The organism is Streptomyces coelicoflavus, from assembly GCF_045041415.1.
Classification (GTDB): Bacteria; Actinomycetota; Actinomycetes; order Streptomycetales; family Streptomycetaceae; genus Streptomyces; species Streptomyces coelicoflavus.
Genome location: NZ_CP108218.1, coordinates 7,134,929 through 7,156,139, shown reverse-complemented (window position 1 = coordinate 7,156,139; position 21,211 = coordinate 7,134,929). Strand labels below are relative to the sequence as shown.

17 protein-coding genes are annotated in these 21,211 nt (G+C 71.5%); 9 read left to right on the top strand and 8 right to left on the bottom strand.

Translation table 11 applies throughout. The features are described 5' to 3' along the window. The first annotated feature begins 31 nt into the window (after nt 1–31). From OHA99_RS32210 to OHA99_RS32200, 3 genes are all read left to right on the top strand, one after another. Entirely contained in the window at nt 32–1,555 is a 1,524-nt protein-coding gene (locus OHA99_RS32210; protein ID WP_405698487.1) for an aldehyde dehydrogenase family protein, read from the top strand. Between the two features lie 155 nt (nt 1,556–1,710). Next, the gene (locus OHA99_RS32205; protein WP_366472791.1) at nt 1,711–6,312 is read left to right on the top strand and encodes a tetratricopeptide repeat protein; all 4,602 of its coding nucleotides are present in this window, start codon (nt 1,711–1,713) and stop codon (nt 6,310–6,312) included. 4 nt (nt 6,313–6,316) lie between these two features. After that, the gene (locus OHA99_RS32200; protein ID WP_282879848.1) at nt 6,317–7,861 is read left to right on the top strand and encodes an ATP-binding protein; all 1,545 of its coding nucleotides are present in this window, start codon (nt 6,317–6,319) and stop codon (nt 7,859–7,861) included. Between the two features lie 102 nt (nt 7,862–7,963). On the opposite strand, the gene OHA99_RS32195 is transcribed toward OHA99_RS32200, so the two are convergent. Both OHA99_RS32195 and OHA99_RS32190 read right to left on the bottom strand, forming a co-directional pair. Then, nucleotides 7,964–8,446 (bottom strand): SgcJ/EcaC family oxidoreductase, encoded by a 483-nt coding sequence (locus OHA99_RS32195; protein WP_405698486.1) that lies wholly within the window; start codon nt 8,444–8,446, stop codon nt 7,964–7,966. Between the two features lie 25 nt (nt 8,447–8,471). After that, on the bottom strand, nt 8,472–9,230 hold the full coding sequence (locus OHA99_RS32190) for a DUF2071 domain-containing protein (protein WP_366472789.1): 759 nt from the start codon (nt 9,228–9,230) through the stop codon (nt 8,472–8,474). Between the two features lie 113 nt (nt 9,231–9,343). On the opposite strand from OHA99_RS32190, the gene OHA99_RS32185 reads away from it, so the two are divergent. The 5 genes from OHA99_RS32185 to OHA99_RS32165 all read left to right on the top strand — a co-directional run bounded on the left by OHA99_RS32185 (nt 9,344) and on the right by OHA99_RS32165 (nt 14,972). Further along, a complete protein-coding gene (locus OHA99_RS32185; RefSeq protein ID WP_405698485.1) occupies nt 9,344–10,480 on the top strand; it encodes a MerR family transcriptional regulator in 1,137 nt (378 codons plus the stop codon). 210 nt (nt 10,481–10,690) lie between these two features. Beyond that, nucleotides 10,691–11,716, top strand: coding sequence for a LacI family DNA-binding transcriptional regulator (locus tag OHA99_RS32180; RefSeq protein ID WP_164385620.1), 1,026 nt, complete (start codon nt 10,691–10,693; stop codon nt 11,714–11,716). A gap of 319 nt (nt 11,717–12,035) precedes the next feature. Then, complete coding sequence (locus OHA99_RS32175) at nt 12,036–13,184, top strand: GH12 family glycosyl hydrolase domain-containing protein (protein ID WP_405698484.1); 1,149 nt, start codon at nt 12,036–12,038, stop codon at nt 13,182–13,184. Between the two features lie 127 nt (nt 13,185–13,311). Then, nucleotides 13,312–14,412 carry a lytic polysaccharide monooxygenase gene (locus OHA99_RS32170; protein WP_153180963.1) on the top strand — a complete coding sequence of 367 codons (1,101 nt, stop codon included), beginning with the start codon at nt 13,312–13,314 and terminating at the stop codon, nt 14,410–14,412. A 143-nt stretch (nt 14,413–14,555) separates the two neighbouring features. Next, nucleotides 14,556–14,972 carry a luciferase family protein gene (locus OHA99_RS32165; RefSeq protein WP_153180962.1) on the top strand — a complete coding sequence of 139 codons (417 nt, stop codon included), beginning with the start codon at nt 14,556–14,558 and terminating at the stop codon, nt 14,970–14,972. Here the strand turns inward: OHA99_RS32165 and OHA99_RS32160 are convergent. Both OHA99_RS32160 and OHA99_RS32155 read right to left on the bottom strand, forming a co-directional pair. After that, the gene (locus OHA99_RS32160) at nt 14,935–16,536 is read right to left on the bottom strand and encodes an MFS transporter (RefSeq protein ID WP_405698483.1); all 1,602 of its coding nucleotides are present in this window, start codon (nt 16,534–16,536) and stop codon (nt 14,935–14,937) included. The genes OHA99_RS32165 and OHA99_RS32160 overlap by 38 nt on opposite strands. Nucleotides 16,537–16,648: 112 nt before the next feature. Next, a complete protein-coding gene (locus OHA99_RS32155; protein WP_153180960.1) occupies nt 16,649–17,122 on the bottom strand; it encodes a MarR family winged helix-turn-helix transcriptional regulator in 474 nt (157 codons plus the stop codon). Nucleotides 17,123–17,233: 111 nt separating this feature from the next. Between OHA99_RS32155 and OHA99_RS32150 the strand changes: the two genes are divergently transcribed. Then, nucleotides 17,234–17,602 carry a DUF779 domain-containing protein gene (locus OHA99_RS32150; RefSeq protein WP_165686661.1) on the top strand — a complete coding sequence of 123 codons (369 nt, stop codon included), beginning with the start codon at nt 17,234–17,236 and terminating at the stop codon, nt 17,600–17,602. A gap of 23 nt (nt 17,603–17,625) precedes the next feature. Here OHA99_RS32150 and OHA99_RS32145 read toward each other — a convergent pair whose 3' ends face one another. The 4 genes from OHA99_RS32145 to OHA99_RS32130 form a co-directional block, all read right to left on the bottom strand. Beyond that, nucleotides 17,626–17,820, bottom strand: a complete 195-nt coding sequence (locus tag OHA99_RS32145; protein ID WP_007388144.1) for a hypothetical protein — start codon at nt 17,818–17,820, stop codon at nt 17,626–17,628. A 116-nt stretch (nt 17,821–17,936) separates the two neighbouring features. Further along, nucleotides 17,937–18,800 (bottom strand): phosphatidylinositol-specific phospholipase C/glycerophosphodiester phosphodiesterase family protein, encoded by an 864-nt coding sequence (locus OHA99_RS32140; protein WP_405698482.1) that lies wholly within the window; start codon nt 18,798–18,800, stop codon nt 17,937–17,939. A 129-nt stretch (nt 18,801–18,929) separates the two neighbouring features. Next, the gene (locus OHA99_RS32135; protein WP_405698481.1) at nt 18,930–20,018 is read right to left on the bottom strand and encodes an acyl-CoA dehydrogenase family protein; all 1,089 of its coding nucleotides are present in this window, start codon (nt 20,016–20,018) and stop codon (nt 18,930–18,932) included. Next, a complete protein-coding gene (locus OHA99_RS32130; RefSeq protein ID WP_405698480.1) occupies nt 20,015–21,196 on the bottom strand; it encodes an acyl-CoA dehydrogenase family protein in 1,182 nt (393 codons plus the stop codon). The genes OHA99_RS32135 and OHA99_RS32130 overlap by 4 nt, the downstream gene beginning before the upstream one ends. Nucleotides 21,197–21,211 lie beyond the last annotated feature (15 nt).

Sequence of the window (21,211 nt, the reverse complement as noted above, 5' to 3'; positions counted from 1 at the left end):
CGGGCAGCGCTCGATGAGGGAGGCACAGAGGATGACCCGTTACGCGGCGCCCGGCACCGAGGGCGCGATCGTCTCCTATCAGTCGCGCTACGACCACTTCATCGGCGGGGAGTACGTGCCTCCGGCGCGTGGGCAGTACTTCGAGAATCCGTCCCCGGTGAACGGCCTGCCGTTCACCGAGATCGCGCGCGGCACGGCGGAGGACGTGGAGCTGGCGCTCGACGCGGCGCACGCGGCCGCTCCTGGCTGGGGTCGTGCATCGGTGACCGAGCGCTCCGACATCCTGCTGAGGATCGCCGACCGCATGGAGGCGAACCTGGAGCGTCTGGCGGTCGCCGAGAGCTGGGAGAACGGCAAGCCGGTGCGCGAGACACTGGCGGCTGACATTCCGCTCGCCATCGACCACTTCCGCTACTTCGCGGGGGCCGTCCGCGCCCAGGAGGGCTCACTGAGCGAGGTCGACGACGACACCGTGGCGTACCACTTCCACGAGCCGCTGGGGGTCGTGGCACAGATCATCCCCTGGAACTTTCCCATCCTGATGGCGGCCTGGAAGCTCGCCCCCGCCCTGGCCGCCGGAAACGCGGTGGTCCTGAAGCCGGCGGAGCAGACCCCGGCCTCGATCCACTACTGGCTGAGCCTGGTGGCGGACCTGCTGCCGCCCGGCGTCCTGAACGTCGTCAACGGCTTCGGCGTGGAGGCGGGCAAACCGCTGGCATCCAGCCCCCGGGTGGCGAAGGTGGCGTTCACCGGGGAGACCACCACCGGGCGGCTGATCATGCAGTACGCCTCGGAGAACATCAAGCCGGTCACGCTGGAGCTGGGCGGCAAGTCGCCGAACATCTTCTTCGACGACGTCTGGGCACGGGACGACGACTTCCGCGACAAGGCGCTCGAGGGCTTCACGATGTTCGCGCTCAACCAGGGAGAGGTCTGCACCTGCCCGTCCCGGGCCCTCGTCCAGCACGGCAGCTACGCCGAGTTCATGGAGGCGGCCGTCGCACGCACCGAGCTGATCAAGCCGGGCCACCCCCTGGACACCGACACGATGATCGGCGCGCAGGCCTCCAACGACCAGTTGGAGAAGATCCTCTCCTACCTGGACATCGGCCGGCAGGAGGGCGCCAAGGTACTCACCGGTGGCGAGCGGATCGAGCACGACGGCGAGCTGAAGGGCGGCTACTACGTCCAGCCGACGATCTTCGAGGGCCACAACCGCATGCGGATCTTCCAGGAGGAGATCTTCGGCCCGGTCGTGTCGGTCACGTCCTTCGACGACTTCGACGACGCGATCAAGACCGCCAACGACACCCTGTACGGCCTCGGCGCCGGAGTGTGGACCCGCGACATGAACACCGCCTACCGCGCGGGCCGCGCGATCCAGGCGGGACGCGTGTGGACGAACTGCTACCACGCCTACCCTGCGCACGCCGCCTTCGGCGGCTACAAGCAGTCGGGCATCGGCCGGGAGAACCACAAGATGATGCTGGACCACTACCAGCAGACGAAGAACATCCTCACGTCCTACAGCCCGAAGAAGGTCGGCTTCTTCTAGAGCCGCGAAGGGGGTGCCTGGAAACACCGATACGGTCCAGGCACCCCGGCCCGCCCCGCCCCAGCTCCTTCACCCTGCCGAAACGCCTTCAAGCGCCCGGAGTTCGGCTGTCAAAAGCATCCATACCAGGCGTCCTCATGGGCTACCGTTCTGATGTGGACTCGGGGAAGATCCAGCAGTACTACAAGGTGGGCATGGACGTGATCGTCCACCTGGGGGGCGGCCGTTCCGCGCGAGGGTTACTCGTCGAGGTCGGCAACGGCAGTGTGGTGCTGGCGACGGAGCGCGGGCCGTCACTGGTGAACGCCGACGCCATCGAACTGATCGAGGTGGTGGGCACCGCGCCCCCCGCCGTCGGCCCGACGGGCGTCGCGCCCGGGGGCGCCGAGCCCGGCACACCCTCGGCGACGGGGGCGCCGAGCGCGCCCGGCAGCCCTTCCGACGACCGCGCCGGCTCCGTGCCGGGCCGGCCCGATGCCGCGCCTGCGGCTCAGCCGAACGCCGCCCCGCTCTGGCCGGAGCTGGACGCCGAGTTCGCCCCCGGCGAGACCGAGTTGCGGCTCAACAAGCCGTCCTTCAAGCGGGATCCCGTGGTCGACCTGGGCTACAGCCTGCGGAAGGAGGTGGAGCAGCACCTGGCCCGCGCGAAGAACCGGCTGGAGTCGGCCCGCCTCGCGCGCGACGCGGCCAAGGCCGGAAGCGCCCTGCGCGATCTCGCCGCCGCCTCGCAGACCAGCGGCTACCCACCGGGCCTGCATCTGGCCGCGCTGACGCTGCTGGAGTGGCGCGAGGGCGACGCGACCAGGCGGCAGGCCGAGGCCTGGATGGAACAGGCCGCTCACCTCGGCGGCCGGTACGTGTGGGACCTGGCGGCGCTGCGGGCCCGGGGCGGACGTACCGGGGACGCGATGGCCGCGCTCAGCGGGGCGCTGCGTACGGCTCCGGTGGAGAACACGGACGACCGGCTGCTGCGCGCCTTCCTGGACCTGGCACTGCGGACGGGGAACGTCGCCGAGGCCGCGTACACCCTCGCGGGCGCGAGCGAGGCGGACCCCGCACCGAGGCGTGTCGCGGCTCGAGCCGCGCTGTACCTCGTGGCGCGGCTGCTCCCGGAGCGGGCCGGCCCCCTGGAGCCCTATCTCGACCGGCAGGTCATCGCCCCGGGTGACCTGTGCCGCATCCTGGACGTGCTCAGCCCCGGTACGTCGGAACGGCTCGGCCTCGAGGCCGGCGGCGCGGACGCTCCCACGTCACCGCACTCGCACCCCGCACCGGCCCTCCCGCCGGTCCTCCCACCCGCATCCCGCAACGGCGGTCCTTCGGCCTCGGTACCCGTGCCGCACCGCTCAACGGACACGCCGGCCGTCAACGGCCGTCCCACCCCCTCCCCGTCACCGGTGCCGGCACCGGTCCTCCCCCAAGCTCCGGGAAAGGACCTCCACCGGCAGAAGGAGACGGCCAGGCGGCAGTTCCAGCAGGGCAACTTCGCCGCGGCGATCGCCATCGCCCGGGGGGCGCTCGCGGAGTTCCCGTCCGATCCGGACCTGGCCGGGATCGTCGCCCATGCCGAGGCGGAGCTGACCGCCCGGGTGACCGAGCGCGGCAGTGCCGTCGCGTCCCCGAAGGCCGCCCCTGCGCCGAGGCCGCCCAAGGCGCAGCCGTCACGGCCGCGCAACACGCTGTACGCGCAGGCCCAGTTCGCGGACACCCGGTCCAAGGACTGGAAGAAGGCCGAGGCCCTCTACCGTCAGGCGATCGCCGAGGACCCGGGGCACGAACGCGCGCGACGGGCCCTTGCCTGGGGATTGCACCGCTACCAGCGCAGTGACGAGGCCCTGGAGGTGTTGCGCGAGCCCGGCGCGGTGGTGCAGGAGACCCTTCAGCACCAGAACATGATCATCACGATCCTCACCGACCGGAAGCGTCTTCCCGAGGCGGCCCGCCTGCTGGAAGAGCTGCTGCGGGGCGAGCATCCCAACCAGACCCGCACCGGCCTGCTCAAGCGCCTCGTCGCCGTCTACCAGCGGCAGCGCGACAAGCAGCGAGCCACGGACGCAGCCGAGCGGCTCCTCGCGCACGGGCCCCGCAATCCCGAGTTCCGCTCCATCCACGACGCGGTGACCAAGGCGGTGCGCACCGGTGTCTGGGACAAACTCGACGAACTCCTCGCCAGAAGCGAATGGCAGCCCGAGCAGTCCGAGTCTCTGAGCCCCGTCATCCGGATGCACCTCAACCGCTGTGAGTACGCCGGTGTCGCCGCTGTCCGCATCCAGGAGGGCTCGCTAGGCGAGCAGGACGTGCTGGAGCTGACGAAGCTCATCGAGCGGCTGGGCACCTCACGGCCCGCCGACCGGGCCGAGTTCAACCTGTCCGCGGCCCGCATCCTGCGCGACATCAGCCAGACGACCGACCCGCGCTTCCTGCGCTCCCTGCGTGCCTTCGGCGCCGCGATGGGCGACCTGTGCGCGGCCGAACGGCGCCCCTCCGACGTCACCCGCGCCTACTACACGGAGGCACTGGCGCTCGGCGGGGGCTGGGACAACATGGCCGAGCTGAAGGTCAAGCAGTTCGTCACCTCCTACCTGGACCCCGGCTGGGAGGAGCCCAAGAGCCGGTCCACCTTCACGGAGTGCGTGCACTGGGTCCTGGAGGACAAGAGCCGTCACAAGCCCCTCACCATGGGCCTGGTCGGGCTTCTCTCGGTGTCGCCGGTGCGGGTCCGCCGCGAGATCATGTCAATGACCTATCGGGACAACCAGATCCGCGACGTGCTGTTCCGGGAGCTGCGCGACTTCCTCAGCGACGGTTCGGTGTCGACCAGTCAGGACGCGTACCGGCAGCTGTGGGACGAGGCACAGCGCAATCACGTCCGCCTCGTCGACCAGCAGCGCACGATCCTTCAGGCGCTGCTTCAGCGCACCGACCCGCTCGGCACCCTCACCGAGGACCGCAACGCCCTGGAGAGCACGTCCGACACGGCGTACACCGCGCCGCTCGACCGGGACCGCCTGGTCAAGGCCGCCGGAGTACTGGCGGAACTGCGCGCATACCTCGAGCAGCCGTCGTATCTGGAGCAGGAACGGCTGTCCTCGCGCATCGGTACGTCGATCCGCGAACTCGTGGCCACCATCGAGCGGTTGCCGACCCGGCTCAGTGTCGAGTACCTCGTGCCGCTGCTGACCAGTCTCGACCAGGCGCTGACGGCACACTTCGCGCAGGTGCAGCGCGCCGCCGAGCCCACCGACCTCGCGGTCAAGGAGGTTCTGTCGGCGTACACCCCGGACGCGGCGAACGTCATCGAAGTACAGCTGTCCGTCACCAATCCCCCGCACCGGTCCCCGGCCGGCGGGGTGCAGTTGCGGGTGCTGCCGAACGACGAGGACTACGAGCGGGTGGACAGCCCCGTCCCCGTGGCGCACACACTGCGTGACGAACAGACCGAGACCTGCACGGTGTCCCTCACGGTGACACCGAAGGCGATCCGCGAACAGTTCGCGACGCTGCGGTTCCGTCTGGAGTACTCCTCGCGGTCCGAGCGCATGCTGGCCAGCGAGGCCAGCACGCTGTCACTCCAGCTCAGCGATGTCCAGCAGTGGGAGGCCATCCTCAATCCGTATGCCGAGGGCGCCCCCGTCAGGGACCGTCGGATGTTCTTCGGCCGGGACGCGCTGCTCGAGATCCTCGTGGACACCTTCCATCGCAACGACGCGACCTGCGTGGTGATCTACGGCCAGAAGCGCGTCGGCAAGTCCTCCGTCCTGCATCACTTGCAGGAGGAACTCCAGCCTCCCGTTCTCGCGGCGAAGCTGAGCCTGCTGGAGATCGCCACCGAGATCGACCACGGGCAACTGCTGTACCTCATCGCGACCGCGTTCCACCGCAGGCTCGAGGAACTGGAGGACGCGGGGCACCCGCCGCTGGACCTGGACCGTCCCAACCTCACCGCGTTCACGGACAGTGATACTCCGAATCTGCACTTCGACGCGTACATGTATGACATGCGGCAGCGGATGCGGCGCAGTGAGGCCTACCAGAACTGGCGGCTCGTGCTGCTGCTGGACGAGTTCACGGTGTTGTACTCCGCGATCGAGCGGGGCACGCTGCCGCGGGAGTTCATGAAGTCGTGGAAGGCGATGCTGGAGGGAAAGATGTTCTCCAGCGTCGTCGTGGGCAACGATCTGATGCCCCGCTTCCTGAAGGCGTTCCCCAACGAGTTCCAGGTGGCTCGCCAGGAACCCGTCTCCTATCTCGACCAGGAGTCCGCTGAGGCCCTCATCACGGAGCCCATCGCGCTGCCCGGGGGCGAGAGCCGCTACCGGGGCGACTCCGTGCAGCGTGTCATCGAACTGACCGCGCGCAGCCCGTACTACATCCAGCTCTTCTGCAACCGTCTGGTGCAGCACATGAACCGGCTGCGCCAGCCCCTGATCGGCCCCGCCCATGTCGACGCGGTCGCCGCCTCCCTGGTGAAGGGCGAACGCGCCTTGCCGCAGGAGCAGTTCGACAACCTGCTCACCCCGGGCGACGCCGATGTCAGCGAGCTGCGGGACGATGTGGTGCTCTCCGTGCTGAAGGGTGCCTTGGAAGGCGTCGGCAAGGACGTGTATGTGGACGGCCGCAAATCACGTGAACTCGTCGACGGGCAACGGGTGGTGGAGGACCTGCTGCGGCGGGACGTGATCGAGCTGGCGTCCGAGGGCCGGTACCGCATCAAGGTGGGGCTGTTCACCGAGTGGCTGTCCCACAGAAGGGCCTGAGCGCATGGAGGACCTCTCACACGTCTCCCTTCCCGGTCAGGGGCGCGCCAACCCGTTCGCCACGGTCGGGCACCCCGTGCACGGGGACGCGCACGTGGGCCGCGCGGAGCAGTTGCGTATCGTACGGGAACGAGTTCTGGAGCAGCCGGTCGCCGGGGCGACGGCGATCATCGGGCCGCCGCGCATCGGCAAGTCCTCACTCGCCTATCACCTGTTCATGCGGCCCGACGCCCGCGTCATGCACCCGCGGATGCTGCCGGTGTGGATGAACGTCCGCACCCAGGGCGGCATCGAGAAGGTGCTGCGCCGGCTGGTCGACGACGTGTGGGAACTCATCGAAGAGGCTGCTCCGGACTCCGTCGGCGACCGGCGTCTCGTCCGCGCCCGCGACCGCGCGCTGGCGGAAGGCGCACCGTGGATCGAAGTTCAGGTGGAGACGCAGGAGTTCCTGCGACTGGTGCGGCGCCGCGACTGGCGCGTGGTGCTGGTGCTCGACGAGTTCGACGCGGCACGCGAGGTGTTCCGCGACCGGCCCGGAACCTTCCAGGCGCTGCGTGAGATGGCGTACAACCTGGACTGGAACATCGGCCTCGTCACCACGTCGCGTCGCGAGCTGCGCGACATCGTGGACATGGCCGATCCCGACGAGTCGACCTTCGCCGGCATTTTCCGCTCGGTGTTCCTCACCTGCTTCGACGACGGCGACCTCACCCGGCTGGCGGCCCGCGCCGCCAATCCTCCGGGTCCCGTGGACCGGCTGGCCGAGCTGACGGGCGGGCACCCCTACCTGGCCAGCGTCCTCCTCGACCGGGTGTGCTCCGCCGGCCCGCCGGAGAGCCCGCTGGCGCAGGCGGTCGAGCGTCACGCGGGCCCGCTCCCGGCCGAGTTCCACTACTACTACCGGGACCTTGTGGACCTCCTCAGGGCGGACGGACGGCTGCGGGCCATCCTCGAGGTCGTGCTCGGACCGCAGCTCGAGGTCACTCCGGAGGATGCCCAGGTCCTGCTGCAACAAGGGTTACTGGTGGTCCGTGGGGACACCTACCAAGCGTTCTCCTTGAACTTCCAGCACTATCTGACCACGATCGGGCGCGGTCTCGGTCATTGGGACAACTGGATGACCGTCGAGCGTCGTGTCCGCGATCTCATCGAGAGCGGATTCACCCAGCGGTACGGCGAGGACTGGGAGGCCGGTCTGCGCAAGGCCCGCGGTCCCAAGGTCGCTCCGCTGCTCGACAAGTGTTCCGAGCTGCGCGACCGCGAGTCGCGCGCCTACGGCGACCGTGCCTCCGAGCGGCTTCTCGACTTCACCTACCCGCGCGATCTCTACGACCTGATGGCCTCCCACTGGGACGTCTTCGGCAAGCTCCTCGGCCGCGACAAGGCGTACTGGGAGACGCGGTTCGCGCTGCTCGCGAAGGTGCGCAACCCCATGGTGCACAACCGCATGGGCGTGGTGACGCCCCTGGAACAGTCCATGTTCCGCACCTACTGCGACGAACTGATGGCGGTCCTGGACCGGATCGACGGCGCTCCGGCACGGGGCTGAGCCGAGCCCCGTGCGGTCGTCCCACAGCACGCCGCGGCGGGCGGGGTCGCGGGGTCGCGCATCGGCGCGGTTGAGGCCCACGGCGGCCAGGAGGCCCAGGTGTCACCCGCTGCGGACCTCGGTGTTCTGGCCGACGTGCAGCAGCCAGCGTCCGTCGTCCTGCCTGGTCATGACGTACAGCGGGGTACCCTCCGTGTCGCCCTCCGCCGAGTGGTAGACCTGCCGGACCTTGACCGCCGCCACGTCGGGGCGCAGGAACCGTGTGTGTGCCACCTCGTAGGTGACGTCGCCGTCCCAGACGGCGTCGGGCAGCACCGCGCGGGTGAACGCGGCGATCGCGTCCAGGCCGAGCAGCACCTTCCCGTGGGCGGTGGTCCAGAGCGCGTCGGGATGGAAGAGGGCGAGGAATCCTTCGGCGTCCTTGGCACGCTGGGTGCGTTCGACGGTGGCCACGACGTGCTCGATGGCCTCGATGTCCGCGGACTCGGTTTCAGTGGCCGCAGCTTCAGTAGCTGCGGCTTCAGTGGCTGCGGCTTCAGCGGGTACGACTTCAGCGGGTACGACTTCCTGGTTCATGCGGATCACTGTGGTGCCTCAACCGCGCTTGAGGTCAAGGGACGGCCGGTGCGGTGGTGACCGGGCGGGACGGGCGGCCGAGGCGGACCGGCACTCCGGGTGAGTAGAGGACGCTGACCGGTGCGTCCGTCGGGGCGGGTATCCCCGCGCTCGCGACCAGGTCCTCGTCGCACGAGACGAGCAGGGCCCGGTGCAGGGGCCAGCGGGGGTGGTCGTTGGGCAGGTACGCGGCCCCACCGAAGAACATGTTGTGCATGCCCCAGCGGGCGGTGAGGAAGTGCTCCAGGGGTGTGGGCTCGTGGATGCGTTCCCCGGTCCGCACGATGATGCGGCTGCGGGCACCGCGCGGTCCCGGCCAGCGGCGGGTACTGGTGTAGGTCACGCTGTCGCCCTCCGAACGGACGGTCATGCGCGACCACAGGTAGGGCAGCCGGAAGCCGACGCGCCCCAGCACCACCGGCAGCAGTCGCGAGGCGTCCATCGAGCGGAAGACCACGCCGCGCCGCCCGTGCGCGTCCACGCTGTACAGCCGCACGTTGGTCTCCGGGAACGAGCCGAAGTAGGGGATTCCGGGCAGCCGGAACCACCCGACCCGGTGCATCCGGAAGGCGACGAGCCCGACGTAGGTGAGCCCCTCGTGCGTGTCGGGGACCGTGCCGCTCGGCATCAGTCCCGCCACGACGGAGGGCTCGACGGCCCAGTGGACGAAGGCGAGGTCGAGCCACTCCTGGGTGAGGAGCGGCATCCGTATCGCCGCGGGGGCGTCCGGGGTGACGGCGCTGGGACGGTGCACGGCGCAAGAATGGCAGACGGACGGGTCGTGCGAGCCGGCCGGCCCCCGCCGGACACCTCGTGGTTGACCCTCGACCTGGTCAAGGGCCCAGAGTTCCGGACGTGGAGAGCGAGATGCGCAGCATTGGGGAGATGGCCCGCGACAGCGGACTGGGCGTGAGCGCCCTGCGGTTCTACGACCGTGCCGGTGTGCTGGCCCCCGCCCGGGTCGATCCGGCGAGCGGCTACCGCTGGTACGCCCCGGAGCAGCTCGACGAGGCCAGGGTGCTCGCGCGGCTGCGGCGGGCGGGCATGCCGCTGGCGGACATCCGGCTGGTCCTGGCCGGCTGGTCCGGCGCGGACCCGGACCTCGTGCGACGGCTGCTCCAGGCGCACCTGCGCCGTCTCGAACGGGGGCTGGCCGAAGCCCGCAGCGAGTTCTCCACGCTCCGAGCACTACTCGACCACAGGGAGAACCCCATGACCGCTTCGCCCCGTACCGACACTGTCCGACTGTCCCTTGGCTCGCCCGAACTGGCGGGCGCGATCGACGCGGTCCGTTTCGCCGTCGGCAAGGACCCCGAACTGCCGATGCTCGGAGGGGTGCTGTTCGACGTCGACGGCGACACACTGCACGTCGTGGCCACCGACCGGTACCGGATGGCCGTCGCACGCATGGCCTCCGGCTCCGATTCCGCCTCCCCCTCCCCCTCCGCCTCCGCCTCCGCCTCCGCCGGACACGGTGGACCGCGTGAACAGGTCGTCGTGCCCGCCCCGCTCGTCGACGCGATGCGCGCGCTGCTGGGGAGCGACGAACCCGCCGGCTTCGCCGTCGAGGCCGACCGCGTCACTCTGGAGGCGGGCGAGCGCCAGGCGTCGGGGCAGCGTCTGGCCCACGACTTCCCCGACTACCGCCGTCTCGTCCAGCTGCCGGCCGGGCGGCGGGTCGTCGTCGATGTGCCGGCGCTCCGCGAGGCGTTGGAGACCGGCCCCGTCCGCACGACCGAGGCGGGCGAGCCCGGCCCGTCCGCGCGTGACGTCAGCGTGCTGGCGACGACTGACGACGGAACGGTGACCGTCGTCGGGGACGGCGACGCGGACGGGAACAGCGTCGGCGTCGACCGCGGGTTCCTGCTGGACGCGCTCGCGGCCGCGGACCGGGACCGGCTCGTCCTGGAGTTCGGGGCCGCCCCCACGGCACCGCTGGCGATCCGCCGGACGGACGACGAGGGGACGTTCTCCCTGCTGATGCCGGTCCGCCTGGACAGCTGACGGCCGGGGACCCCCGAGGTCGCCGGCACCGGCCGGGCGCGCGAACGCGGGACGCCGGCCCCTAGCGCGGCCTCCGCCTCGTTCTCAGCCCTGGTCCTCGGCGCCCGACCTCGGCTCCCGACCTCGGCGCCCTCGTCCTCGCGATCGCCCCGCCGGGCCGGCGCGGGTCACCGTAGTATCGGGTGATCTCGTGGGGGAAGGCGGGCGGACATGGGCAGGCAGCGTCCCGGCACGCCGACGCTGGAGGAGGTGGCCGCCCTCGCCGGCGTGGGCCGAGGCACCGTCTCGAGGGTCGTCAACAACGCCGCGGGCGTGCGGGATTCGACGCGCCGCGCCGTGCAGCGGGCCATCGCCGAACTGGGGTACGTCCCCAATCTCGCGGCCCGTTCCCTGGCGGGGCACCGCGCCGACGCCGTCGCGCTGGTGATGACGGAGCCGGACTGGCGGCTGTTCGGGGAGCCGTTCTTCACCGAGGTCGTCCACGCGGTCGGCGACGCCCTCACCGACACTCCGGTGCAGTTGCTGCTCACGCTGGTCCGCACGGACACCGAGCGGCAGCGTTTCGTGGAGTACGCGCGGGGCGGCCGGGTCGACGGAGTGCTGCTCATGTCCGTGCACGCCGAGGATCCGCTGCCGGACATGCTCGCCAAGGCGGGGTTGCCCACGGTCATGCTGGGGCGGCGTTCCGGCGAGGAGAGCGTCACCTACGTCGACGCCGACAACGCGGGCGGCGCGCGCGGAGCGGTCAGGTACCTGCTGGACGCCGGACGGAGCACGATCGGGGCCATCAGCGGACCGCTGGACATGTACGTCGCCCAGTGCCGCCTGCGCGGGTACCGGGAGGCCCTGGAGGCGGCGGGCGTGGCGGCCGGGACGTCGCTGGTCGTCGAGGGGAGCGACTTCACGGAGGAGAGCGGCTGCCGGGCGATGACCGGCCTGCTCGACCGGCATCCGGACATCGACGCCGTGTTCGCCGCGTCGGACACGCTGGCCGCCGGTGCCCTCAACGCGCTGCGGGCCGCGGGCCGCCGGGTGCCGCAGGACGTGGCGGTGATCGGCTTCGACGACTTCCACCCGGCCCGTCCCACCGACCCGCCGCTGACGACGGTCCGGCAGCCGCTGGAGGAGATCGGCCGCACGATGGTGCGGCTGCTTCAGGAGGAGATGGAGGAGTCTCCCGTCGCCTGGCGCCACGTCATCCTCCGCACGGAACTGGTGATCCGCGACTCCGCATGAGCGGGTTCGGAGCGAGTCCGGAGCGAGTCCGGAGCGGGTCCGGAGCGGGTCCGGAGCGAGTCCGAGCGTCCCGGGCCGACGCTCGGGCAACTGTGCTGCCGGGAGCGCTCCCGCCGGAGGCGGGGCTGTCACCTGGGGCTTCGAGATTCGTTCGACAACTTCGGCACGCACAGTCTTGTCAGGAACATGAACCGCTCCTACAGTCCTCAATCAACCGGTAAGTGGGAGCGCTCCCATCAGTGGGGAGTTGGGAGCGCTCCCGCACCGGCCCCCTCCTTCCCCCCCCCCCCCCCCCCCCCGCACCCCCCGGAGAGACCCCATGCGAACGTTACGGCCCCGAGTCCGCGCCCGGCGTGGCCTCCTGGGCGCCCTGAGCGCGGCCCTGCCGGCCTTCGCCCTCCTCGCGTCACTCGCGACCGCCGCGCCGCCGGCCCGGGCGGACACCGCGATCTGCGAACCCTTCGGGACGACGACGATCCAGGGACGGTACGTCGTCCAGAACAACCGCTGGGGTTCGAGCGCCACCCAGTGCGTCACCGCCACCGACACCGGCTTCCGCGTCACGCAGGCCGACGGCTCGGCGCCGACCGACGGGGCGCCGAAGTCGTACCCGTCGGTCTTCAACGGCTGCCATTACACGAACTGTTCGCCGGGCACCAGCCTCCCCGCCCGGCTCGACACCGTCTCCCGGGCGCCGTCCAGCATCTCCTACGGCTTCGTCGACAATGCCGTCTACAACGCCTCGTACGACATATGGCTGGACCCGACCGCCCGGACCGACGGGGTCAACCGGACCGAGATCATGATCTGGTTCAACAAGGTCGGTCCGATCCAGCCCATCGGGTCGCCGGTGGGCACGGCGACCGTGGGCGGACGGTCCTGGGAGGTGTGGAGCGGCGGCAACGGCTCGAACGACGTGCTGTCGTTCGTGGCGCCGTCGGCGATCAGCGGCTGGAGCTTCGACGTCATGGACTTCGTCCGGGCGACCGTCGCGCGCGGACTCGCCGAGGACGACTGGTACCTGACGAGCGTGCAGGCAGGGTTCGAGCCCTGGCAGAACGGCGCCGGGCTGGCCGTGAACTCGTTCTCCTCCACCGTCGAGACCGGCGGCACCCCGGGCGGCACGGACCCCGGCGAGCCGGGTGACGCGTCGGCGTGCGAGGTGTCGTACGGCGCCAACGTCTGGCAGGACGGCTTCACCGCGGACGTCACCGTCACCAACACGGGAACGGCGGCCGTCGACGGCTGGCAGCTCGCCTTCACCCTGCCCTCCGGGCAGCGGATCGGCAACGCCTGGAACGCCTCCGTCACGCCCTCCACCGGCAGCGTCACGGCGACCGGCGTGAGCCACAACGCCCGGATCGCCCCCGGCGGCAGCCTGTCGTTCGGCTTCCAGGGCACCTACAGCGGCGCGTTCGCCGAGCCGGCCGGCTTCCTCCTGAACGGCACCGCCTGCACCACGGCCTGACGGCCGGCCCCGCCCACCGCCTCCCCGCCCGTCCGGTCGAAGCGCCCGCCCCGGACGGGCGGGGGTTCCATCACGACCCTCGCGATTGTCATGACCTGATCATCAGTGAGACCCTTGGGAGACCCCTATGGCTCGACGCAGCAGATTCCTGTCCTTGGCGGCGGTACTGGCCACCTTGCTCAGCGCGCTCGGCATGACCTTCCTGCTCGGGCAGGGGCGGGCCGAGGCGCACGGCGTGGCGATGATGCCCGGTTCCCGCACCTATCTGTGCCAGCTGGACGCCAAGACCGGCACCGGCGCCCTCGACCCGACGAACCCGGCCTGTCAGTCCGCGCTCGACCAGAGCGGGGCGACGGCACTGTACAACTGGTTCGCCGTGCTCGACTCCAACGCGGGCGGCCGCGGCGCCGGTTACGTACCGGACGGCACCCTCTGCAGCGCCGGTGACCGCTCGCCGTACGACTTCAGCGCCTACAACGCCCCGCGCGGCGACTGGCCCCGCACCCACCTGACGTCGGGTGCGACGATTCCGGTGCAGTACAGCAACTGGGCGGCCCACCCCGGCGACTTCCGGGTGTACCTGACCAAGCCGGGCTGGTCGCCCACGTCCGAACTGGGCTGGGACGACCTGGAGCTGATCCAGACGGTGACCGACCCGCCGCAGCAGGGCTCGCCGGGGACCGACGGCGGCCACTACTACTGGGATCTCGCGCTGCCCTCGGGCCGCTCGGGCGACGCGCTGATCTTCATGCAGTGGGTGCGTTCGGACAGCCAGGAGAACTTCTTCTCCTGCTCGGACGTCGTGTTCGACGGCGGCAACGGAGAGGTCACCGGCATCCGCGGTTCCGGCAGCACCCCGGACCCGGACCCGACGGATCCGACCGACCCGACGGACCCGACCGACCCGCCCACGCACACGGGTTCCTGCATGGCCGTGTACTCCGTGGAGAACTCCTGGAGCGGCGGCTTCCAGGGCTCGGTCGAGGTGATGAACCACGGCACCGAGCCGCTGAACGGCTGGGCCGTGCAGTGGCAGCCGGGCAGCGGGACCACGCTCGGCGGGGTGTGGAACGGTTCGCTGTCCAGCGGCTCCGACGGCACGGTCACGGTCCGGAACGTGGACCACAACCGCGTCGTACCACCGGACGGGAGCGTGACCTTCGGCTTCACCGCCACGTCGACGGGCAACGACTTCCCGGTCGACTCGATCGGCTGCGTCACCACCTGACGCCGCCCGACGTTCCGCGAAACTCCCGGCACACGCCGGCACACGGTCGGCGGGGCCCCGGCAGGGTCCCCGCCGACCTCACGTGCCGGTTACGAATCACTCAACCTCTGGTTGCGAAGCGGTGATCGGGCGACGATGGGGCCATGACTCTGGCCCAGCGCGCCTTTGAGCGGCTGCACGCCTGGCCCGACCTCTCCGCGGGTCCGGCCAGTTGCCGAACCGGACGGGCGCTGTGCTCCGTCCGCGACGAGATCGTCCACTTCCACTCGGACCGGGACGTGGACCTCCACCTCACCCACCGGGCCATCCAGCGCTTCCAGTACGACCTCGGCGGCTCCACCGCCATCCGGCTGGTGCCCGGCTCCCGTTGGGTGACCGTGCACCTGGACTGCGACGCGGACGTCGACCTGCTGCTGAGCCTGACGAGCATCGCGCTCAAGGCCCACCAGTCCCGGCCCCCGGCCGACCTCGCCGCGGGCCTCTCCGGACCCTCGGGGCCCGCGGGCTGCAACTACCACCGGGTCACGGTGCTTCCGCGCTCCGCGGCCGGGGAGGCCTGAGCCCGGCCGCGGCGAGGAGCGCGCCGAGCACGCAGAGGGCGCCGGTGACGACCACGGCCACGTGGACGCCGTTCATGAACGCCTGCCCGCTGCCCTCCACCACGGCGGCCCGCATCCCGGCCGGCATGTCGCCGGAGACGGGCGCCACGCCCATGGCCACGGCGTCCTTGGCCTCCAGGAGACCGTCGGCCACGGCGGCGGGCACGCCCGCGCCGGTGAGCTCACCCGTGAGCGTCGCCCCGACCTTGGCGCTGATCAGGGAGACCAGCACCGAGGTGCCGAGCGCCCCGCCGATCTGGAGGGTCGTCGCCTGGAGGCCGCCCGCGACACCGCCGTCCCGGACGGGCGCGTTGCCCACGATGGCGTCGGAGGAGGCGGCCATCACCATGCCGACACCGAGACCGAGCGCGACGAACGGCGGCCACATCGTGGCGTAGGAGGAGTCGGTCTGCCAGGTGAGCATGCCGAAGCAGGAGGCCGCCTGGAGCAGCATGCCCAGCGGCATGGTCAGCCGGGGGCCGAAGCGCTGGGTGAGGGCCGCGCCCAGGGGCGAGGCGACCAGCGAGGCGAGGCTGAGCGGCAGCGTCCGCACGCCCGCCTCGACCGGGCTGAAGCCGCGCACGTTCTGCAGGTACAGCATGACGAAGAAGATCACGCCGAGCATGACGAAGAAGTTGAGCGCCGTGACGATCGCGCCGATGGTCAGCGCGCGGCTGCGGAACAGGCGCATCGGCAGCAGCGGGTGCTCCACCCGGGTCTCGTGCCGCCCGAACACGAGCAGCAGGACGAGGCCGGCGGCGACCGCGCCGAGGGTGCCGGCGGAGGTCCAGCCCCAGGTCTCGCCCTTGACGACGCCGAAGACGACGGCCAGGAGACCGAGGGCGAGCAGGACGAGGCCGGGTATGTCGAAGCGTTCCCGGCCGGTGGCGTCACGGCCCTGCGGGAGGACGAGGGCGCCGAAGACAATGGCGGCGACACCGATGGGGGCGTTGATGTAGAAGACGGACTCCCAGTCGACGTGTTCCACGAGGAGGCCGCCCACGATGGGTCCGAGGGCGGTCGCGACGGCGGAGACCATGGCCCAGATGCCCACGGCCATGGCGAACTTCTTCGGCGGGAAGACGGAGCGGAGCAGTCCGAGGGTGTTGGGCATCAGCAGTCCGCCGAAGGCGCCTTGGAGGGCGCGGAAGGCGACCACGCCCTCGATCGAACCGGACAGGCCGATGGCGACGGAGGCGAGGGTGAAGCCGGCGACGCCGACGAGGTAGTAGGTGCGGCGTCCGAAGCGGTCCCCGAGCTTGCCGCCGAGGATGAGGGTGGCGGCGAGCGCGAGCAGGTAGGCGTTGGTCACCCACTGGAGTTGGGCGGTGGACGCGTGCAGGTCCTGGCCGATCTCGGGGTTGGCGATGGCGACGACGGAGCCGTCGAGCTGGACCATGAACAGCCCGAACGCGACGGCGAGGAGGGTGAGCCACGGATTGGACCGCGGACGGCCGGGCGCCCGTGGGGCGGGGGCGGTCTCGGCCGCGGGCATGGCGGAGTGATCCACGGACGTGGACGGCATGGCGGAGCCTTCTCTTCCGGATTTCGAGGGGGTAGCGCAGCGAGGGAGGGGTGATGCGGGAAGGGGGCGCTGCGGGAAAGGGAACGGCGCGCCACAAAGGGCGGGCCGGGTGTCAGTGAGCGCCGGGGTGGAGGTGCCGCGTCAACGCGTCGAGGGCGTCCAGGGCGGAGCCGAGCGCGCCCTGCTGGCCCTCGGTGAGGGAGGTCAGGGCGTGGCGGATGAACGCGGTCTCCAGTTCCCGCACCTCGGACAGCCGCTCACGGGCCGTGGCCGTGAGGTGGAGGTGGGCGACCCGCTTGTCGGCGCTGTCCCGCCTGCGCTCCAGGTCGCCCTGCTCGGTGAGCTGGGAGACCAGGGCACTGACGTTGTTCGGCTTCATCAGCAGGGCCTCGGCGGCCTCGCGCACCGTGGCGCCCTCGTGCTGCGCGACGAAGCGCAGCAGGGCGATCTGGCCCTCGGGGGGCTTGGGGTGCGGGAATCGGGCGGCGACCTGCCGGTCCAGCGCCCGGTGCAGCGCGGGAAGGCACGCCGCGAGGCCGGAGGCCACGTGGTCGATGTCCCGGCGGGGGGCGCTGGAGTCGGTCACCCGCGGATAATAGGTATGGTCCGATAGGTATGTCAAAAGAGGTAGTTTCGGGCGGCGGCCATCGCCACCACGCAACGCACTCGCAACCTTCCCCGTGATGGCATACGCGGCATGGGCGACACATACGAGGAGATCCCGCGCGTCGGGCTGACCGCCGAGGCGTCCGCGCTGCTGCGGCGGCTCCGCGAGACGCACGGCCCGCTGATGTTCCACCAGTCCGGCGGCTGCTGCGACGGCAGCGCCCCCATGTGCTACCCGGCCGGCGAGTTCCGCACCGGCGCCTCGGACGTCCTGCTCGGCGAGCTGACGGTCGACGGCGTCGGGGAACCGGTGGAGTTCTGGATGTCGCGCAGCCAGTACGAGGTGTGGAGCCACACCCGTCTGACCGTGGACGTCGTCCCCGGCCGGGGCAGCGGCTTCTCGCTGGAGGCACCCGAGGGGGTGCGGTTCCTCATCCGCTCCCGGGTCGTGGACGCCTAGCCCTCGGGCGCCTCCCACGCGTTCTACGGTCTGAGGCTGCTCACGATCTCGGCCGTCGCGGTCAGCCCGCTGCTGATGGTCGGGGCGATGCTCGTGCTCGCCAGGTAGAAGCCGAGCAGCAGGCACACCAGTGCGTGCGAGATCTTCAGCCCGCCGTTGCGCAGGAAGAGCACCGCGAGGATGAACAGCAAGAGCACCACAGAGATGGAAACGGCCATCGTCAACCTCCTCCGCCACGTCCGCTTCGCGGCGTTCGGCCGCAAGTGTGGCGTAGCGGAGGGTTCGTCCGGGCGGCTGACCTGTCCTCCGAACGAGTGGTGTTCCGGCGCCGCCCCTACCGCTCCCGGTGGGCGTCGAGGAAAGCCTCGAGACCGGCGAGGTCGTCGGTGTTGAGATGGTCGACTCCGGCGGCGAGCAGTTCGGCCCACAGTGCGTCCCGCGCGGGCCCGGCCACGTCGGGCGTGGCCCAGAAGCGCACCCGCTGCCCTCGGGCATGGGCCGCGTCCACGATCTCCCGCAGCCTGCGCCGCTCGGCGGCCGGGAAGGCGCCCACGCCCTGCCAGGTGAAGTTGAGCGTCCAGTTGTCGCTGATCAGGGGGACGAAGGAGGCCGGTGCGGCGGTGCCGAGGTCGGTGAGCCGGCCGTCGTAGAAGGCGCGGCGGGTGCGCTGGGCCTCCATGGGCGCGCGGGCGGCCCGGTCGCCGGAGACCACCGCGGTGACGGCGCCCGGGAACACGCGTCCGTGGGCGTAGGAGGTGAACAGGTGCGGGTAGCGGCGCAGTCGGCGGTCGAGTTCGAGGTACGTCGCCTCGCCCTCGGTCTTGATGTCGATCAGCAGTTGCAGGGAGCCGCGGTTCCGCCGGTAGACCCGGCCGTGGTGCGCGCGGACGCGGGCGGCGAGTGGGTCGAGGTAGAGCGACTCCAGGGTGCGGGACGGGTCGAGGTCCTCGGGGTCGTGGGCGACGAGGAGTCGGCCGCCGACCAGGTAGATGTCGGCCTCGACGCTGCCGAAGCGGTGGTCGAGGGCGTCGAGGAGGGGGCGGGGATGTTCGTAGTCGTTGTGGGCGTGCGCGCGCCACAACGGGCGCGGCCCGTGCCTGCCTTCGGACGCCGACGCGGTGCCGGCGGGCAGGGCGACCGCGCCCGCGAGGGCGGCGCCGAGGGTGGTGAGGGCTCTGCGTCGGGTGGTGAGGGCCATGCTCTGCCTCCCTGGAAGTGCCGTACGGGACCCCAGTGAGTATGGGGCCCCGGTGGCCCCAAGGAGCAGAGCCGTGCGGGGAGTTGGCCGGACCGCCGCCGGTCGTTCACCTCACCGCGGCCAGGTGCGTCAGGGCGCCCGCAGGTCGACCAGTTCGGCCAGGACGGCGCGGTGGGTGCCCGCGGCTCCGTAGGCGACCGCGTCGGCCTTGGCCCGCTTGAGGTACAGGTGGACCGGGTGTTCCCACGTCATGCCGATGCCGCCGTGCAGTTGCAGCGCCTCCTCGGCGGCGTGGACGGCGACCTGCGCCGCGTACGCCTGGGCCACCGCGACGGCCACGTCGGTGTCCTCGCCGGTCGCCAGGGCGTCGGCGGCGCTGCGGGCGGCGGCGCGCAGGCCCGCCAGCTCCAGCCACAGCCGGGCCAGCCGGTGCTTGAGCGCCTGGAAGCCGCCGACCTGGCGGTTGAACTGCCTGCGCTCCTTGAGGTAGCGGACCGTCTCGGTCAGCAGCCAGTCGGCGAGCCCCAGTTGCTCGGAGGCGAGCAGCCCGGCACCGGCCCGCAGCGCCCGGCGCACGGCGGGGCCGGCGTCGCCGAGCCGGCGCCCCGGCACGCCGTCGAGGGACACCCGCGCCACCGGCCGGGTGGAGTCGAGGGAGACCTGTGGAGTCACCGTCGCGTCGGCGGAGCGGACCGCGTACAGGCCCCCGTCGTCGGCGGGCACCAGCAGCACGTCGGCGGCCGACGCGTCCGCGATGCCCGTCAACTCGCCGTGCAGGACGCCGTTCTCCAGGCGCACCTCCGCAACGGCGCCACCCGGCGCGACGTGCAGTCCCACGGCCAGCGCGGCGACGGTCGTGGCCGCCGCCAGTTCGGTGAGCAGGTCCTCGGCCCCGCAGGCCAGCAGCGCCTCGGTGGCGACGACGGCGCTCGTCAGGTACGGCACCGGGGCGACCGCACGCCCCAACTCCTCCAGGACCACGGCGGCTTCGCGGTGGGTGGCGCCCTGTCCACCCAGTTCCTCGGGGATCAGCAGGCCCGCGAGGCCCATCGAGTCGGCGAGGGACTTCCACAGCGGCAGGTCGTGCGGGGCGGCCGACTCGGTGCGGGTGATGACGCCCGCCGGGTCGCAGTGGTCGGTGAGCAGGTCCCGGACGGCGGCGCGCAGCGCCTCTTCCTCCTCCGAGTAAAGGAGGGCGGGTTCCGGCTGTGCGCTCATCGGGCGAGGTCCTTCCATGCGACGTCCTTGTCGGTGCGCGGTTCGGCGGGCAGGCCCAGGACGCGCTCGGCGACGATGTTCAGCAGGACCTCGCTGGTCCCGCCCTCGATGCTGTTGCCCTTGGAGCGCAGGTAGCGGTATCCGGCGTCGCGGCCGGTGAAGTCGACCAGCTCGGGGCGGCGCATGGTCCAGTCGTCGTAGAGCAGGCCCTCCTCGCCGAGGAGTTCCACCTCCAGGCCGCTGATCTCCTGGTTGAGGCGGGCGAAGTTCAGCTTCATGCCGGCGCCCTCGGGGCCGGGCTGGCCCGCCACCAGTTGCTGGCGCAGGCGTAGGCCGGTGAGGCGGGCGACCTCCGCCTCGACCCACAGGCCGAGCAGCCGCTGGTGCAGGTCGTGGGTGCGCAGTTCGGGGCGCTCCCGCCAGGTCGCGGAGATCTTGCCGATCATGCCGCCCTCGCGGGGGACCGGTGTGCCGCCGATGGCGACGCGCTCGTTGTTGAGTGTGGTCTGCGCGACCCGCCAGCCGTCGCCGACCTCGCCGAGGCGGCGGGAGTCGGGGATGCGGACGTCGGTGAGGAAGACCTCGTTGAACTCGGCCTCGCCGGTGATCTGGCGCAGCGGCCGCACCTCGACGCCGGGGTCGGTCATGTCGCACAGGAAGTAGGTGATGCCCCGGTGCTTGGGCACGTCCGGATCGGTGCGGGCGATGAGGATGGCCCAGCGGGCGAGGTGCGCGCTGGAGGTCCACACCTTCTGTCCGTTGACGATCCAGTCCTCGCCGTCCCGGACGGCCCGCGTGCCGAGCGCGGCCAGGTCGGATCCGGCGCCCGGCTCGCTGAAGAGCTGGCACCAGACCTCCTCGCCGGTCCACAGCGGGCGCAGCAGCCGGCGCTTCTGCTCCTCGGTGCCGTACTGGAGGATGGTCGGGGCGGCCATGCCGAGGCCGATGCCGATGCGCCGGGGGTCGTTGTCGGGGGCGCCCGCGGCCGCCAGCCCGGCGTCCACGACGGCCTGGAGGGAGCGCGGGGCGCCGAGTCCGCCGAGTCCCTCCGGGTAGTGCACCCAGGCGAGTCCCGCGTCGAAGCGGGCGCGCAGGAAGTCCGGGCGTCCGGTGGTCGCCGGCGGATGAGCGGCCAGCAACTCCTCGGTACGGCGGCGCAGTTCCGCTGCGTCGGTCATGCGACGGTTCCCTTC

Bases quoted from the DNA above. Each gene is read 5' to 3' on its own strand.
- OHA99_RS32210 (WP_405698487.1), top strand. From the start codon at position 32: ATGACCCGTTACGCGGCGCCCGGCACCGAGGGCGCGATCGTCTCCTAT.
- OHA99_RS32200 (WP_282879848.1), top strand. From the start codon at position 6,317: ATGGAGGACCTCTCACACGTCTCCCTTCCCGGTCAGGGGCGCGCCAAC.
- OHA99_RS32185 (WP_405698485.1), top strand. From the start codon at position 9,344: ATGCGCAGCATTGGGGAGATGGCCCGCGACAGCGGACTGGGCGTGAGC.
- OHA99_RS32180 (WP_164385620.1), top strand. From the start codon at position 10,691: ATGGGCAGGCAGCGTCCCGGCACGCCGACGCTGGAGGAGGTGGCCGCC.
- OHA99_RS32175 (WP_405698484.1), top strand. From the start codon at position 12,036: ATGCGAACGTTACGGCCCCGAGTCCGCGCCCGGCGTGGCCTCCTGGGC.
- OHA99_RS32170 (WP_153180963.1), top strand. From the start codon at position 13,312: ATGGCTCGACGCAGCAGATTCCTGTCCTTGGCGGCGGTACTGGCCACC.
- OHA99_RS32165 (WP_153180962.1), top strand. From the start codon at position 14,556: ATGACTCTGGCCCAGCGCGCCTTTGAGCGGCTGCACGCCTGGCCCGAC.
- OHA99_RS32160 (WP_405698483.1), bottom strand. From the start codon at position 16,536: ATGCCGTCCACGTCCGTGGATCACTCCGCCATGCCCGCGGCCGAGACC.
- OHA99_RS32150 (WP_165686661.1), top strand. From the start codon at position 17,234: ATGGGCGACACATACGAGGAGATCCCGCGCGTCGGGCTGACCGCCGAG.
- OHA99_RS32145 (WP_007388144.1), bottom strand. From the start codon at position 17,820: ATGGCCGTTTCCATCTCTGTGGTGCTCTTGCTGTTCATCCTCGCGGTG.
- OHA99_RS32140 (WP_405698482.1), bottom strand. From the start codon at position 18,800: ATGGCCCTCACCACCCGACGCAGAGCCCTCACCACCCTCGGCGCCGCC.
- OHA99_RS32135 (WP_405698481.1), bottom strand. From the start codon at position 20,018: ATGAGCGCACAGCCGGAACCCGCCCTCCTTTACTCGGAGGAGGAAGAG.
- OHA99_RS32130 (WP_405698480.1), bottom strand. From the start codon at position 21,196: ATGACCGACGCAGCGGAACTGCGCCGCCGTACCGAGGAGTTGCTGGCC.